The 15,513-nt window shown below is 68.8% G+C and carries 15 protein-coding genes; 8 read left to right on the forward strand and 7 right to left on the reverse strand.

The window, feature by feature from the left end; genetic code table 11:
- Positions 1-101: 101 nt before the first annotated feature.
- On the reverse strand, positions 102-1,484 hold the full coding sequence (locus tag ACFFJD_RS08525; protein WP_382363100.1) for a cytochrome P450: 1,383 nt from the start codon (positions 1,482-1,484) through the stop codon (positions 102-104).
- 69 nt (positions 1,485-1,553) lie between these two features.
- Here ACFFJD_RS08525 and ACFFJD_RS08530 point away from each other — a divergent pair, with 69 nt between their 5' ends.
- From ACFFJD_RS08530 to ACFFJD_RS08560, 7 genes are all read left to right on the forward strand, one after another.
- A complete protein-coding gene (locus tag ACFFJD_RS08530) occupies positions 1,554-2,153 on the forward strand; it encodes a biotin transporter BioY (RefSeq protein ID WP_382363102.1) in 600 nt (199 codons plus the stop codon).
- A 7-nt stretch (positions 2,154-2,160) separates the two neighbouring features.
- On the forward strand, positions 2,161-2,841 hold the full coding sequence (locus ACFFJD_RS08535; RefSeq protein WP_382363104.1) for an energy-coupling factor ABC transporter ATP-binding protein: 681 nt from the start codon (positions 2,161-2,163) through the stop codon (positions 2,839-2,841).
- 68 nt (positions 2,842-2,909) lie between these two features.
- On the forward strand, positions 2,910-3,320 hold the full coding sequence (locus ACFFJD_RS08540; RefSeq protein ID WP_382363106.1) for a VOC family protein: 411 nt from the start codon (positions 2,910-2,912) through the stop codon (positions 3,318-3,320).
- Positions 3,321-3,327: 7 nt separating this feature from the next.
- The gene (locus ACFFJD_RS08545) at positions 3,328-3,930 is read left to right on the forward strand and encodes an energy-coupling factor transporter transmembrane component T family protein (protein ID WP_345314232.1); all 603 of its coding nucleotides are present in this window, start codon (positions 3,328-3,330) and stop codon (positions 3,928-3,930) included.
- A 45-nt stretch (positions 3,931-3,975) separates the two neighbouring features.
- A complete protein-coding gene (gene cysK / locus ACFFJD_RS08550; RefSeq protein WP_382363108.1) occupies positions 3,976-4,911 on the forward strand; it encodes a cysteine synthase A in 936 nt (311 codons plus the stop codon).
- A complete protein-coding gene (gene cysE / locus ACFFJD_RS08555) occupies positions 4,911-5,510 on the forward strand; it encodes a serine O-acetyltransferase (protein WP_382363110.1) in 600 nt (199 codons plus the stop codon). The genes cysK and cysE overlap by 1 nt, the downstream gene beginning before the upstream one ends.
- Positions 5,511-5,679: 169 nt before the next feature.
- Positions 5,680-7,137: an MFS transporter gene (locus tag ACFFJD_RS08560; RefSeq protein ID WP_382363372.1), complete on the forward strand. Its 1,458-nt coding sequence runs from the start codon at positions 5,680-5,682 to the stop codon at positions 7,135-7,137.
- Between the two features lie 16 nt (positions 7,138-7,153).
- Here the strand turns inward: ACFFJD_RS08560 and ACFFJD_RS08565 are convergent, their stop codons facing one another.
- From ACFFJD_RS08565 to guaB, 6 genes are all read right to left on the reverse strand, one after another.
- Positions 7,154-8,365, reverse strand: a complete 1,212-nt coding sequence (locus tag ACFFJD_RS08565) for an amidohydrolase (protein WP_382363112.1) — start codon at positions 8,363-8,365, stop codon at positions 7,154-7,156.
- A gap of 62 nt (positions 8,366-8,427) precedes the next feature.
- Positions 8,428-9,783: an anaerobic C4-dicarboxylate transporter family protein gene (locus tag ACFFJD_RS08570; RefSeq protein WP_382363114.1), complete on the reverse strand. Its 1,356-nt coding sequence runs from the start codon at positions 9,781-9,783 to the stop codon at positions 8,428-8,430.
- A gap of 213 nt (positions 9,784-9,996) precedes the next feature.
- Positions 9,997-11,763, reverse strand: coding sequence for a GMC family oxidoreductase N-terminal domain-containing protein (locus ACFFJD_RS08575; RefSeq protein ID WP_382363116.1), 1,767 nt, complete (start codon positions 11,761-11,763; stop codon positions 9,997-9,999).
- A 49-nt stretch (positions 11,764-11,812) separates the two neighbouring features.
- A complete protein-coding gene (locus ACFFJD_RS08580) occupies positions 11,813-12,226 on the reverse strand; it encodes a DUF1622 domain-containing protein (protein WP_382363374.1) in 414 nt (137 codons plus the stop codon).
- A 63-nt stretch (positions 12,227-12,289) separates the two neighbouring features.
- Positions 12,290-13,456, reverse strand: coding sequence for a GuaB3 family IMP dehydrogenase-related protein (locus ACFFJD_RS08585; RefSeq protein WP_382363118.1), 1,167 nt, complete (start codon positions 13,454-13,456; stop codon positions 12,290-12,292).
- A gap of 24 nt (positions 13,457-13,480) precedes the next feature.
- Complete coding sequence (gene guaB, locus ACFFJD_RS08590) at positions 13,481-14,992, reverse strand: IMP dehydrogenase (RefSeq protein WP_382363120.1); 1,512 nt, start codon at positions 14,990-14,992, stop codon at positions 13,481-13,483.
- 99 nt (positions 14,993-15,091) lie between these two features.
- Here guaB and ACFFJD_RS08595 point away from each other — a divergent pair, with 99 nt between their 5' ends.
- Positions 15,092-15,481, forward strand: coding sequence for a DUF5319 domain-containing protein (locus ACFFJD_RS08595; protein WP_382363122.1), 390 nt, complete (start codon positions 15,092-15,094; stop codon positions 15,479-15,481).
- The last annotated feature ends 32 nt before the right edge of the window (positions 15,482-15,513 follow it).

Consider the following 15,513-nt stretch of genomic DNA (forward strand, 5'->3'; position numbering starts at 1 on the left):
CGCGAGACCGACGCACTTGATGGTCACAGCACACCGAGCGCAACAGTCTCGCGGCAGCGCTACTTCATCGGCCGGGTGAACAAGAAATACCCCGCGAGGAACTACACGGCAGCGCGGGCGGAGAGCTTCACCGAGAACGGGACCGGGCGCAGGGTGCCGCGCTCGGTCATCTCCGGATCCGACCCGGCGGCCGGCTCGGCCAACGACAGCTCGAACGCGTCGCAGATCCGCGACACCAGCAGCGCCGACTCCTGCATGGCGAAGGCCCGGCCGATGCAGCTGCGCGGCCCGGTGCCGAACGGCGTGAAGTAGCGGTCGGGGTACTCGCGCAGCGCCTTCGCCTCCCAACGCTCCGGATCGAAGGCCGCGGCGGTCGGACCCCACACCTCGGGGTCCCGCTGCGCGGCCAGCGTCAGGACGAACACCGCGTAGCCTGCGGGGATGTCGTACCCGCCCAACTGCTGGTCCTTGCGCGAGACCCGGAAGATCCCGGGCACCGGCGGCCACAGCCGCAGCGACTCGTTCAGGATGTTGCGGGTGGTCCGCATGCCGGCCACCCCGGAGTAGTCGAAGCCGCGGGTTCGCGCCTCGTCGGTCACCTGCTGCGCGAGGCCGGGCCGGGCCGCGAGGTACCAGAGCGTCACCTCCAGCAGCGCCGCCGTGGTCTCGTGTCCGGCGACGAGGAAGGTCAGCACCTGGTCGCGCACGTTCTGGTGCGGCAGCTTCTCGCCGGTGTCCGGGTCGACGGTGTCGAGCATCAGCCCGAGCAGGTCGTCGCTGGCGGGCTCCTTCCCGCTCACCCGGTCGGCGACGATGCCGTCGATGAACGCCCGCGTCTTCTCCAGGTTCGCCTGGAAGGCCCGCTCCTGAAACAGCCCGCGCACCTGGCCCACGACGGGAAGATCGTTGGTCGACTCCGACGCCCACGTCAGCACCTGGTCGAGCGCCACCAGCAGCGTCTGCGCCTGCGGATCGGCGCCCTCCTGCGTGAACAACCCGAGGTTGCGCGAAAAGCCCGCGCGCGCAATCACTTCCAGCGTTGCGTTGGTCATCGCCGTGTGCACGTCGACCACCTCGCGGCCGGACCAGTACTCGATAAGATCGTCGGCCACCGACTGCATGGCCGCGTGATAGGTCCGCAACGCCGACTGCGCGAAGCCCGGCTCCAGCACCCGCCGCGCCTGGCCCCACAGCGGATCCGAGGTCTTCGCGGTGAACAGCCCGGAACCGGTGATCCCGCGGAACTTCAACGTGGGTCCGGCCAGCGCCCGCGCCCAGTTGTCCTCGTCGTTGCACTGCCCGGCGAGCTCGCCGCCGGCCACCAGCACCAGCCGGACGTCGAGCAGCTTGCGCTCGAAAATCGGCCCGAGGCGCTCCGCGAGAGTCATCTCGTGCTGCGTCGGATTGTTCCGGTCGACACCGAAGACGTCCCCCAACAGCGGAACTCGGGGACCCGGATGCGGAAGGCGCGAATCGAGTTTCACCGGCCCAGTCTGGCACGAACCCGCAGGGCCACCGGCCCGGGGCACCACCGCACGACTTACCCTGTTCACGTGCCAGGCTTCCTCAAGTTCTCCATCAACGACCTCACGCAGGCCGCGGTCTTCGCCGCACTGATCGTGGTCCTCGGCCTGCCCGGTCAGTTCAACCTCGCCGGCGGCGTCCCGATCACCCTGCAGACCATGGGCGTGATGATGGCCGGCGCCATCCTGGGCCCCAAGAAGGGCACCGCCGCCGTGGTCCTCTTCATGGTGCTGGCGATCGCGGGCCTACCGATCCTGGCCGGCTTCCGCACCGGCACCATGGCGCTGAGCTCCCCGACCGCCGGCTACTTCGTGGGCTTCCTGCCCGGCGTGATCGTGATCGGCGTGCTGACCGCGTTCATGATGCCGCGCTACAACCTGTGGCTGGGCATCGGAATCAACCTGCTCGGCGGCGTGCTGGTGATCTACGCGTGCGGCGTCGCCGGCCTCATGCTGCGCACCGACATCTCCTTCACCGCGGCGGTCACCTCGAACGGCGTCTTCGTCGCCGGCGACGTCATCAAGGCCGTGCTCGCGGCCCTGGTCGCGGCCGCCGTGCACCGCGGTCGCCCGGGCCTGATCCATCCCCTCCGCATCCGGCGCAGCCAGTTCACCCAGACCGCGGAATGATCCGGCCATGACCTCCATCGAGTTCGACGACGTCAGCCGCTCTTTCGGCGACCGTCCCGTTCTCACCGGCGTCAACCTCACGCTCACCGAACACCGCATCGGAATCATCGGCGCCAACGGCAGCGGCAAGTCGACGCTGGCCCGCATGATGAACGGCCTGGTCCGCCCGGACACCGGCACGGTCACCGTCAACGGCCTCAACGTCGCCAAGAATCAGCGCAAGGTCCGCAAGCAGGTTGGTTTCATCTTCTCCGACCCGGACCGGCAGATCATCATGCCGACGGTCCTGGAAGACATCGACCTCTCCCTGACCCGCGTCACCAAGGACAAGCGCGAGCGTCACGAGCAGGCAATGGCCACGCTCGCCAAGTTCGGCCTCGCCGACCACGCCGACCAGCCGTCGCACACCCTCTCCGGCGGGCAGAAGCAGCTCCTCGCATTGGCCGCGATCATGGTGATCGGGCCGTCGATCCTGATCGCCGACGAACCCACCACCATGCTCGACCTGCGCAACGCCAACATGCTGCGCGAGGTCCTCGCCGGGCTCGACGAACAGCTCATCGTCCTGACCCACCACCTCGACATGCTGGAGAACTACGACCGCGTGCTGGTGCTCGACGGCGGCCGCGTCGTCGCCGACGACGCCCCGGCCCCGGCCATCGCGTACTACCGCGGGCTGATGGAGTAGTCACCGCTCGCAAGCGGGTAGATACTGAAGTGTCCGCAGAACACGCACAACAGGAACGGTGATCGATCATGGCTGTGACCCCCTACCTCTTCTTCAGCGGCAACTGCACCGAGGCGTTCGAGCGCTACCGCGAGATCTTCGGCGGCGAGCTGCAGATCATGCGCAACTCCGACGTCCCGGAGGCCGACCGGATGCCCGGCGGCGGCGACTTCGTGATGCACGCGTCGCTCACCCTGCCCGACGGCGGCCTGCTGCTCGGCTCGGACGACCCGACCGGCGACGACGGCCCCAAGACCGGCTTCGCCGTCTCCACCAGCACCCCCGACATCGAGGCGGCCCGCACCGTCCACGCGGCGCTCGCCGACGGCGGAACGGTGTCTATGCCGGTCACCGCGACGTTCTGGTCCGCGGGCTTCGGCATGTGCGTCGACCGTTTCGGCGTGAGCTGGATGGTCGACGTCGAACACGCGAAACAGTGACGCCGCCGTGAGCATGCTCGGCACCTATGTGCCCGGGCGTTCCCCCATCCACCGGTTGCCCGCCGGGTTCAAACTGCTGGCACTGATCGGCGCGATCATCGCGATGAGCGTGCTGGTCACCACGACGACCGGGGCGGCGGTCGCCGTCGGCGCCACGGTCCTGGTCTTCGCGGCGGCCGGCATCGGACCGGTACGCGCGTGGCCGCTCATGCGCGGGCCGCTATTCGTCGTCGCCCTGATCTTCGGCTTCCAGCTCTTTATCACCGACTGGCAGCGGGCCGTGGTGGTGTCCGCGATCCTGCTGGCGTCGATCGGCTTGGCGGCCGTCGTCACGCTGACCACGCGCACGTCCGACCTGCTCGCGACCATCGTCGGCGCCCTGCGGCCACTCGAGCGTTTCGGCGTGCGGACGGATTTAATTGCCATGGCTTTAGCCTTGACAATTCGGTCCATACCGCTCATCGCGGAAGTCTTCACCCAGGTCGATCAGGCCCGCCGAGCCCGTGGCCTGCGGCCCGGGCCCCGCGTACTCTTCGTGCCGGCCATCTTGGCGACGCTGGACACCGCGGACGGATTCGCCGACACTCTGGCCGCCCGCGGGCTGGACTAGTCTCGATTACAGACGCATTACCCACCCGACGTCAAAGGAATTCTTGTGTCGAATGTCTTCGATGATGTGACCGCTGCGGTCGGTCGCACCCCGCTCGTCCGCCTCAACCGGATCACCGACGGCGCCGGTGCCACCGTGCTCGCCAAGCTCGAGTACTACAACCCCGCCAACTCGGTGAAGGACCGCATCGCCGTCGCCATCATCGACGCCGCCGAAGCCGACGGCACGCTGCCCGCCGGCGGCACCATCGTCGAGGCCACCAGCGGCAACACCGGCATCGCCCTGGCGATGGTCGGCGCGGCCCGCGGCTACAACGTGGTGCTGGCCATGCCGGAGACCATGTCGAAGGAACGTCGCGCCCTGCTGCGCGCGTTCGGCGCCGAACTCATCCTGACCCCGGGTGCCGAGGGCATGGCCGGTGCCGTGCGCCGCTCCGAGGAGATCGCCGCCGAGCGCCCCGGCGCCGTGCTGGCCCGCCAGTTCGCCAACCCGGCCAACGCCGCGGTCCACCGCGCCACCACCGGGCCGGAGATCTGGAACGACACCGACGGCACCGTCGCCGCGCTCGTCTCCGGTATCGGCACCGGCGGCACCGTCACCGGCGCCGGCAGCTACCTCAAGAGCCAGAACGCCGACGTGAAGGTCTTCGCCGTCGAGCCCGAGGAGTCGCCCATCCTCAACGGCGGCGCCCCCGGCCCGCACAAGATCCAGGGCCTGGGCGCGAACTTCGTGCCCGAGGTGCTCGATACCGACGTCTACGACGAGGTGATCGACATCAACGCCGAGACCTCGCTGGCCTGGGCTCGTCGCGCCGCCACCGAAGAGGGCCTGCTGGTCGGCATCTCCTCCGGCGCCGCGCTGGCCGCCGCCGTGCAGGTGGCCCAGCGCCCCGAGTTCGCCGGCAAGACCATCGTCGTGGTGCTCCCCGACTTCGGCGAGCGTTACCTGTCGACGGCGCTCTTCGAAGGACTCGTGGACTAGTGACGCCCGAGCGCCCGGCACGTCCCGATCATCCGGGCCTCCTCTCCGTTCTCCGCGAGGACCTGCAGGTGGCTCGGGACCGCGATCCCGCGGCCACCTCCCGGTTCCTCGTGGCGATCGCGTACCCGGGCGTCCACGCGCTGTGGCTCTACCGCATCGCGCACGCCCTGTGGAACAAGAATCGCCTGCTGCGGGTGCCCGCCCGGCTGCTGTCGCAGTTCGCCCGCTTCATGACCGGCGTGGAGATCCACCCGGCCGCGGTGATCGGGCGGCGCTTCTTCATCGACCACGGCATGGGCGTGGTGATCGGTGAGACCTCCGAGATCGGCGAGGACGTCCTCATGTTCCACGGCTCCACCCTCGGTGGCACCAGCATGAGCAAGGGCAAGCGCCACCCGACCGTGGGCGACCGCGTCCTCATCGGCGCCGGCGCCAAGATCCTCGGCCCCATCACGCTCGGCGACGACGTGAAGATCGGCGCCAACGCCGTGGTGGTCCACGACGTCCCCGACGGTTACGTCGCGATCGGCGTGGCGGCGAAGTCGCGTCCGGGACCGGACGTGATCGACCCGTACGCCGAACCCGCGCTGTACATCTGACCGACCGACTCCCGCCCGCCGGGGTTCGCCGACATCCCGGCGAGCCCGGCGGGCGGAGTGCTGGCCTGTGATTGCCTGCTCGGTGAGATCACGAATCTAAGGAGAACGGGTGCACAGTACGCCGAAAAACAAGTGGTGGACGCTGGTGATCGTCTGCCTCGGCACCTTCATGCTGTTGCTCGACGTCACGATCGTGATGGTGGCGCTGCCCGACATGGAGCGCGACCTGGGCGCCTCGTTCTCCCAGCTCCAGTGGGTCACCGACGCCTACGCTCTCTCCCTGGCAGCGCTCCTGCTGACCGCGGGCTCGCTGTCGGACCGCTTCGGGCGACGCCTCATCTTCGCGATCGGCCTGGGCATCTTCACCGCGGGCTCGGCCCTGTGCGGCGCGGCCACCAGCCCCGAGATGCTGATCCTCTCGCGCGCCGGTCAGGGCATCGGCGGCGCCATGCTGTTCGCGACGTCCCTGGCGATCCTCGCCGCCACCTTCGTCGGCAAGGACCGCGGCATCGCCTTCGGTGTGTGGGGCGCGGTCACCGGTATCGCCACCGCGCTGGGGCCGATCCTCGGCGGCGCCATCACCACCGGGCTCGATTGGCGCGGTATCTTCTACGTCAACGTCCCCATCGGCGCGATCGCGCTCGTCCTCACCTTCATCCTGATGAGCGAGTCGAAGGCACCGTACGCCCGACGGATCGACTGGGCGGGCATGATCACCTTCACCGGCGGCCTGTTCGCCCTCGTCTACGCCTTCACCGAGGCCGGTGAGACCTCGTGGACCAACACCACGGTCCTGTGGTGTTTCGGCGCCGCTGCGGCGGCCCTCATCGCCTTCGGCATCATCGAATGGCGGCTCCGCGAGCCGATGTTCGACCTGGATCTGTTCCGCGTCCCGACGTTCCTCGGCGGGTCCATCGCCGCGTTCTGCATGAACGGCTCCATGTTCGCCATGCTGCTGTACTTCGTGCTGTACCTGCAGGACCAGTTGGGCTACAACGCCTTCGAGGCCGGTCTGCGTCTGCTGGTGTTCTCGGCGGTGACCATGGTCGCCGCGACCATCGCCGGCCGCCTCACCGAGCGCGTGCCCGTCCGCTGGATGATCGGCCCCGGCCTCCTCCTGGTCGGCATCGGTCTGTTCGCCATGATGGGCCTGGACGCCCAGAGCAGCTGGACCCACCTGATCCCCGGCTTCATCGTGGCCGGCCTCGGCGCCGGTATGGTCAATCCCCCGCTGGCCTCCACTGCCGTCGGCGTGGTGAGCGTCGACCGCTCCGGCATGGCGTCGGGCATCAACAACACCTTCCGCCAGGTCGGCATCGCGGTCGGTATCGCCGTGTACGGCACCCTGTTCTCCTCGAAGATCGTCGGCAGCCTCGAGCAGTCGTTGGACGACACCCGCCTGCGCGACGACGTTCCGGAGATCGCCAAGGCGGTCACCGCGGGCGACCAGAAGATTCTCGTCGAGAAGGTGCCCGCCGATCTGCGGGCCGGTGCGAGCGACACCATCGCCACCGCCTTCACCGACGGCCTCAACACCCTGCTGCTGATCAGCGGCGTGGTCGCCGTCGTCGGCGGGCTCGCCTCCTTCGCCCTGATCCGCAGCAAGGACTTCGTACAGGCCGAATGAGGCCTTCCGGCGGGACCTACCGGTCCAGCCAGGCGCGGGCCGCGGTGACCAGTGCGTCCACACCCATGCTGAGGGTCGGTTCGATCACCGGCGCGTACTCGGGCGAATGGTTCGACGGGATCTCGGCGAGCACCTGGAACAGGTCGGCTGGCGGTGCGAACAGCTGCGGATCGGCGCCGCCCAGAAACCAGTACACGGACGGGGCGCCGGCGGCCGCCCCGAGCTGCCCGAAGTCTTCTGAGCCGGTGCCCGCGGGCACCTCCATCACCTGGCCGCCGAACCGCGCGTGGAATGCACTCAGCACCGTTGCCAGGGCATCCGCGTCGTTGTGGGTGGCCGGACCGCTGTAGAGCGTCACGATCTCCGGCTCCCGCGGAGCCCCGGAGGCCGCCGCCTCACCGCGCACTATGCGCTCGACGGCGGCCAGCACCTTGCTGCGTACCACCGGATCGAAGGTTCGCACCGACAACTTGAGGGTGGCAGTCTCCGGAATGATGTTGTTCTTGGTGCCGGCTTCGACCACCCCCACGGTCACCACGGCCTGATCGGTGGCGGCCACCTCGCGACCGACGATGGTCTGCAATCGCAGGATCACCGCGGCGGCCATCACGATCGGGTCCACGGTGGCTTCCGGACGCGAACCGTGCCCGCCCCGGCCGAACAGCGTGATCTCCAGGGCATCGCTGGCGGCCAGCGTGTATTCGGGATGGTAGAAGAGCATGCCCGCCGGGCCCGGCGCCACATGCTGGCCGAGGATCACGGTGGGGTGCGGGACTCGGTCGAGCAGACCGTCGTCGACCATCGCGCGCGCACCGGAGAGGTCCTCCTCGGCGGGCTGGAACACCGCGACGACGGTGCCTGCCCAGTCGGCGGTCGTCGCCGCCAGCTGCTGCGCCGCCCCGATCAGGGCCGTGGTGTGCATGTCGTGTCCGCAGGCGTGTGCCACCGGCACGGTCTCGCCGTCGGCGTCGACGGCGGTCACGGTGCTGGCGTAGTCCAGCCCGGTCTCCTCCAGGACCGGCAGGGCGTCCATGTCGGCCCGCAGCCACACGGTGGGGCCGTCGCCGTTGACCAGGACGCCGACGACGCCGTGGCCGCCGACGCGTTCAGTGACTGTGTAGCCGGCCTCGGCCAGCGCCGCCGCTGCGATACCGGCGGTTCGGACTTCGGCACCCGAGAGCTCGGGGTGCTGATGCAGGTCGAGGTAGATCTCGGCGAGAGCAGACATGGCAGGCCGGTTTCCTATCGAGACGAGGGCGAACGAGGACAGAGCAGGACGCGTCGGACGAGTCAGTAAACGAGCAACTGCAGGCCCAGGCCAATCGCGATCGCGAATCCCGAGCACAGCAACATGGGCACCAGGAACGAGCCGTTGATCAGAATCGAGCCCTGCTTGGTGGAGCCGGTCTTGTCGGTCATGATGCACGCCTGACCGAGACCGCCCATCGACGCCAGCAGGTTGTTGCCGCTGGCCGCGCCCAGCATGCCGGTCATCGGACCCGCACCCAGCCCCGCGGCCGCCGCGGCCGGCACCAGGATGGTCAGCGACGCCACCTGACTCTGAATGAGCGAGGCCAGCAGGAACAGCAGCAGTGCGAACAGCATCACCGTCACGCCGATCGCACTGCCGACGAACGAGGTGACCGCCTCCATGTGCGCATTGAGAATGGTGCCTGCCAGGACCGGCACGGCCAGCAGCAGCAGCGCGGCGATCAGACCGGTGCCGATGATCGGTTCGGAGATCACCGCGGCGGTCTTGAGGCGGCAGAAGATCATGATGGCTCCGGTGACGGCGAACATCACGATCGGGATCATGAACGACATCGATACCGCGACGTCGGCATACGTGCCGTCGGGCAGCAGCTTGGGATAGGTCGGGCGAAGCCGCTGGAACAGGCCGAGCACGCAGCCGATCACCACTCCGGCCAAGAAGAAGTAGACGCTCCATGCCGCGCGCGGACGCAGTTCGACCGGCTCACCGCTGGCCGACGTCGGCGCGGGCGGCGCGATCTCGCCCGCTGCCAACCGTCGCTGGTATTCGGGGTCGTCGTCGAGTTCCTTGCCGTAGCGAGACATGACGAGCGAGGCCAGCACGGTGGCGATCAACGACGCCGGCACGGTCACCGCGAGGGTTTTGCCAAGCGTATTGCCGTCAGTCTCGGTCAGATTGATGAAGACGTAGGTCACGGCGGCCACCGGACTGGCCATCAGGGCCAGCTGGGACACCGCGTTGGCGGTGGCCAGCACCCGTTCGGGACGGATCTTGGCGCCGTAGGAGACCTCGTACAGGACCGGGACCAGTGCGAAAGTGATGTTGCCGGTGCCCGACATTATCGCGAACAGCCACACCAGCAGCGGGCCGACCAGCGGGATTCGGCCGGGGTGTTTGCGCAGCGCGCTCTCTGCCTTCTGCACCAGCCAGGCCATGCCGCCCGCTGCGGTCATCGCCGCCGTCGCACTGATCACCGCCAGGACGATGAAGATCGCCGAGATCGGCGGCTGCCCGGGCACCAGCCGCATCACCTCGACCATGATGAACACCGACAGGCCCGAGGCGCCGATGAGGGCCATCGGGCCGTACTTCGCGCCTACCACCAGTGGCAGCAGGAACAACAGAATCTGTACGACGACTTCGAACACTGCCACTGCGGTTAGTCCTCACCGGCCAGGAGTCGGCACCACCCCTCTCGGTGCGAGAGCGGTGAGGTCAGTGCGCATGGGACTCGGGTGCACCGTATCGGCCAGATCGGCCGTGTGCTCTGTTGCCGGTCGCACCCGCCCCATTACGTCTCAAAACGTCGCAGGGCTGTCCACATTGTCGCGTCGACGATGCGTGGACAGCCCTGCGTATGAGGCTTGCTAGCTCTGGTCGAGGACCGCCTCCGGCTGCGAGTCCCGTGTGGCCTGCACCGGGGTGATCGACAGCCGCAGCGCCCCCGGCGCCTCGGCGGGCACCACCGGTGCCACCGGAGACACCGGCGCCATCCGGGCATAGCCGTCACCCTGCGCCGGGCGCGCATCCTGCTCGCCCTTGTTGGGCCACAGCGACGCGGCACGCTCGGCCTGCGCGCAGATCGACAGCGACGGGTTCACGCCCAGGTTCGCCGAAATCGACGCACCGTCGGTGATGTGCAGCGTCGGGTAGTTCCACACCCGGTGGTACGGATCGATGACGCCGGTGGCGGGATCGTCGGAGATCACACATCCGCCCAGGTAGTGCGCGGTCAGCGGCATGTTGAAGATGTCGCCCCAGGTACCGCCGGCCAGGCCGCCGGGCAGGAGGTCGGCCGCCCGCTGATTGGCCTCGTTGCCCTTGGGAATCCAGGTGGGGTTGGGCTCGCCGTGGCCCTGCTTGCTGGTGACGTACTTCAGCGGGCCGCGCTTGCGCAGGAAGGTGGTCAGCGAGTTGTTCGAGTTCTGCATCACCAGGGCGATGACGGTCCGCTCGCTCCACTTGCGCACCCACAGCAGGCGCACCAGCAGGAACGGATTCTTGATCGCCTGGCGCAGGAACTGCCCCACCCGGTTCGGCACACTGCCGCCCTGCGTCATCAACGTCTGCAGGAAGGCGATCGCGTTACTGCCCTTGCCGTACCGCACCGGCTCGACGTGGGTGTTGGCTTCCGGGTAGAACGACGACGTGATCGCCACGCCCTCGGAGAAGTCGCTGGCCGGATCCACCTTGACCGCCTGCGCACCCAGGATCGATTCCGAGTTGGTCCGGGTGAGCACGCCCAGCGCGTCGGACACCTTCGGCAGGGTGGAGTCCTTGGCGTTGAACATGATCTTCTGGGTGTTGAAGGTGCCCGCGGCGATGATCACCTGATCGGCCGTGTACTGCCGGCGGCGCGCACCGAACGGGCCCCACGCCGACGAGCCTCGCGCGGAGACCACCCAGCTGCCGTCGCTGCGCTGCTCCAGCCGGTCCACGGTGGTGCGGTCGATGATCTGCGCGCCGTTCGCCTCGGCCAGTCCCAGGTAGTTCTTCATCAGGGTGTTCTTGGCGCCCACCCGGCAGCCGGTCATGCACGCCCCGCACTCGGTGCAGGCGGTACGACGCGGCCCGGCCCCGCCGAAGTAGGGATCGTCGACGGTCTGCCCCGGCGCGCCTTCACCGCCGGTCTTGGCGCCGAAGAACACCCCGACCGGGGTGGAACCGAAGGTGTGCCCCACCCCCATGTCCTCGGCGACCTGCTTTATCACCCGGTCGGAGTTGGTGAAGGTCGGGTTGGTGACCACACCGAGCATGCGGCGGGCCTGCTCGTAGTGCGGCGTGAGCTCGTCTTCCCAGTCGGTGATGTGCGCCCACTGCGGGTCGGTGAAGAACGGGGTCGGCGGCTTGTACAGGGTGTTGGCGTAGTTCAGCGAACCGCCGCCGACGCCGGCACCGGCCAGGATCATCACGTCCTTGAGGGCGTGGATGCGCTGGATGCCGTACAGGCCCAGGCGAGGCGCCCACAGCCACTTGTGCAGTCGCCAGCTGGTCTTCGCGAACTGCTCGTCTTCGAAGCGTCGACCGGCTTCGATCACGCCGACCCGGTACCCCTTCTCCACGAGCCGCAACGCGCTGACGCTGCCGCCGAATCCGGAACCGATGATGAGGACGTCGTAGTCACTGCTCGCCATGTGCACGATTCTAATGACCGTTGTCACATTTCAGGTAGCAAGCCTGCCCTTACTTGTCGGTAGGGGTCGCTTCCGCGGCCCGGTCGCGGCGTACTTCGGCGGCGACGACGCCGGCCCCGCTGGACAGCAGCGCCCGTCGCCACGGCAGCGTCCCCTCGATCTCGATCTGAATGGAGATCGACAGCACGGTCCGGATCAGGACGATGATGCCCAGGATCAGCGCGTCCTCCATCGACGGCTTGGAGGTGATGGTGCGGACCAGATCGGCGGCCACGAGCACCTCCAGGCCGAGCAGGATCGCGCCGCCCAGCGTGCGCCGCACCACCCCGAAGACCTGTTCACCGGGGACGCGGCGCTGTGCGGCCCGCAGGCCCAGCACGATCGCCACAAGCGTGCCGACCACCATCGCCAGGGCTCCGAGGATCTCGAAACCCATGGCGACGGCGGAAAAGACGTCGTCCATCACTTCTTCCACGCGCTCACTGTAGCCGCGGGCGGGTGCCCCGCGGGGTCTGGGCGCGTGGGATCAGCCGCGAACGGAGAGCCCGACCTTCTGGAATTCCTTCAGGTCGCTGTAGCCGGCCTTGGCCATCGACCGACGCAGCGCGCCGATCACGTTGAGCAGGCCGTCCGGATCGTCGGACGGACCGGTGAGCACGCGCTCCAGGCTCGCCCGGTCTTCCGGCGGAGCCACCTGCAGCAGCGCGCCGCGCGGGGTGTCCGGGTGGGCGGCGGCCGACGGCCAGTACCAGCCCTTGCCGGGTGCCTCGTCGGCCGCGGCCAACGGGGTGCCCAGCGAGACCGCGTCCGCGCCGCAGGCCAGGGCCTTCGCGACGTCGCCGGAGGTGTGCAGGTCGCCGTCGGCGATCACGTGCACGTACCGCCCGCCGGTCTCGTCGAGATAGTCCCGACGCGCCGCGGCAGCGTCGGCGATCGCGGTGGCCATCGGCACCCCGATGCCGAGCACCTCGTTGGTGGTCGTCGCACCCTCGGCGGAACCGTAGCCGACGATCACGCCGGCGGCACCGGTCCGCATCAGGTGCAGCGCCGTGCGGTGGTCCTGCACGCCGCCGGCGATCACCGGGATGTCCAGGTCGGAGATGAAGGTCTTGAGGTTCAGCGGCTCGGCCACCAGCCCCTCCTCCGCGCCGCGATCGACCAGCGTCACGTGCTCGGCGGAGATGATGGTGCCGTGCACCACGAGGATCTCCACTCCGGCCTCCAGCAGCGCCGGGGTCACCTCGGGCGCATGCTGCGGGCTGACGCGGACCGCGGTGGTGACACCGGCGGCACGCACCTGCGCGACGGCGGCGGCGAGCAGCTCCTGCCGCACCGGCGCCCGGTGCAGCTCCTGCAGGAAGGCCACCGCGGCCGACGGGTCGTCGCTGCGATCGGCGATCTCCAGCAGCTCGGCGATCTTGGCGTCGACATCGTCGTGCCGGGCCCACAGGCCCTCGCCGTTGAGCACGCCCAGCGCGCCGAGACGACCCAGCGCGATCACCGTCTCCGGTGAGCCGATGGCGTCGGTCGGATGGTTGAGGATCGGCATGTCGAACCGGTAGGCATCGATCTGCCACGCGGTGGACACGTCCTTGGACGAACGGGTCCGCCGCGAGGGCACGATCGAGATGTCGTCGAGTTCATAAGTCCGACGAGCTGTCCGGCCCATGCCGAATTCCACGAGGTCACGCACGAGTGGCGCCTTTCTCTTCGCTGCTTAGCGAGTGTAGTAATTCGGCGCTTCGGCCGTGAGGGTGATGTCGTGCGGGTGGGACTCCTTGAGTCCGGCCGCGGTGATTTGAACGAACTGTGCCTGCTGCAACTCGGCGATGGTCTGAGCACCGGTGTAGCCCATGGCCGCACGCAGGCCGCCGGTCAGCTGGTGGATCACCTGGTTCAGCGGGCCGCGGAAGGGCACCCGGCCCTCGATGCCCTCGGGCACCAGCTTGTCTTCGGCCAACACGTCGTCTTGGAAGTAGCGGTCCTTCGAGTACGACTTGCCCTGGCCACGGCCCTGCATGGCCCCGAGCGAGCCCATGCCGCGGTAGCTCTTGAACTGCTTGCCGTTCACCAGGACCATCTCGCCCGGCGACTCGGCGGTGCCCGCCAGCAGCGATCCGAGCATGGCGGTCGACGCGCCGGCGGCGAGGGCCTTGGCGACGTCGCCGGAGTACTGCAGGCCGCCGTCGGCCACCACCGGCACACCGGCGGCGTTGGCCGCCGCGCACGCCTCGAGGATCGCGGTGATCTGCGGGGCGCCCACACCGGCGACCACGCGCGTGGTGCAGATCGAACCCGGTCCGACACCCACCTTGACCGCGTCCACCCCGGCGTCGATCAACGCCTGGGCGCCGCCGCGGGTGGCGACGTTGCCGCCGATCAGCTGCACTCGGCTGCCGATCTCGGCCTTGAGCTTGCCGATCATGTCCAGCACACCGCGCGAATGGCCGTGCGCGCTGTCGACCACGAGCACGTCCACGCCGGCGTCGGCGAGGGCCATGGCACGCGTCCACGCCTCGTCGCCGGCACCCACCGCGGCGCCGACCAGCAGGCGGCCGTCGGCGTCCTTGGTGGCGTTCGGGTGCTGCTCGGTCTTGACGAAGTCCTTGACCGTGATCAGACCGGTGAGGCGGCCGTTGCCGTCGACGATCGGCAGCTTCTCGATCTTGTGGCGGCGCAGCAGGCCCAGTGCCGCCTCGGCTGACACGCCTTCCTGCGCGGTCACCAGCGGCGCGGGGGTCATCACCTCGGACACCGGGCGCGACTGATCGTGCTCGAAGCGCATGTCCCGGTTGGTGATGATGCCGATCAGCGCACCGGCGTCGTCGACCACGGGCAGTCCGGAGATCCGGAACCGCGCGCACATGGCGTCCACCTCGGCGAGGGTGTTGTCGGGACTGCAGGTCACCGGATCGGTCACCATGCCCGCCTCCGACCGCTTGACCGTCTCCACCGAGGCTGCCTGCGCCTCGATCGACAGGTTGCGGTGCAGGACGCCCATGCCGCCGGCGCGGGCCATCGCGATGGCCATCCGCGACTCGGTCACGGTGTCCATGGCCGAACTGACCAGCGGCACGCGCAGCGTGATCTCGCGGGTGAGTTTCGAGGACGTGTCGACCTTGTTCGGGACCACGTCCGAAGCGGCAGGCAACAACAGGACATCGTCGAAGGTCAGGCCGAGCATCGCGACCTTGTTGGGATCATCTCCACCAGTGCGTACGGGCGTCATCGCTCTATCGTATCGACCCGCACCGAATCCGGCGCCCGCCGGTGACCGGGGACACCACGGAAGGAGCACCGACCGGTCGCGATCGGCTACGGTGGAGGCGTGCACGACCACTTCCCTCCCGGCATGCCGCCGGACCCGTTCGCCGATGACCCAAGCGACCCGGCCGCAGCGCTCGACGCGCTCGAACCCGGTGTACCGCTTGATGATCACGAGCGCGAGGCGGTCCGCGAGGATCTGGTCGACCTGGAAATCTACGAACGACTTCTCGCTCCCCGCGGCATCCGCGGCCTCGTGGTGATCTGCGAGGACTGTCGCGAAGATCACTTCCACGACTGGGACATGCTGCGCGCCAGCCTGCACCAATTACTGCTCGACGGTTCGGTGCGTCCGCACGAACCCGCGCTGGATCCGCGCCCGGAGGATTACGTCACCTGGGACTACTGCCGCGGCTTCGCCGACGCGCACGCCATCTTCCGCGACGGCCGCTAGGCCCGCTTCCTCGAGTGCCCGGGCCCGTCAGT

Origin of the sequence: Gordonia phosphorivorans, assembly GCF_042432625.1 — a bacterium.
In the GTDB taxonomy this organism is placed as follows: domain Bacteria; phylum Actinomycetota; class Actinomycetes; order Mycobacteriales; family Mycobacteriaceae; genus Gordonia; species Gordonia phosphorivorans.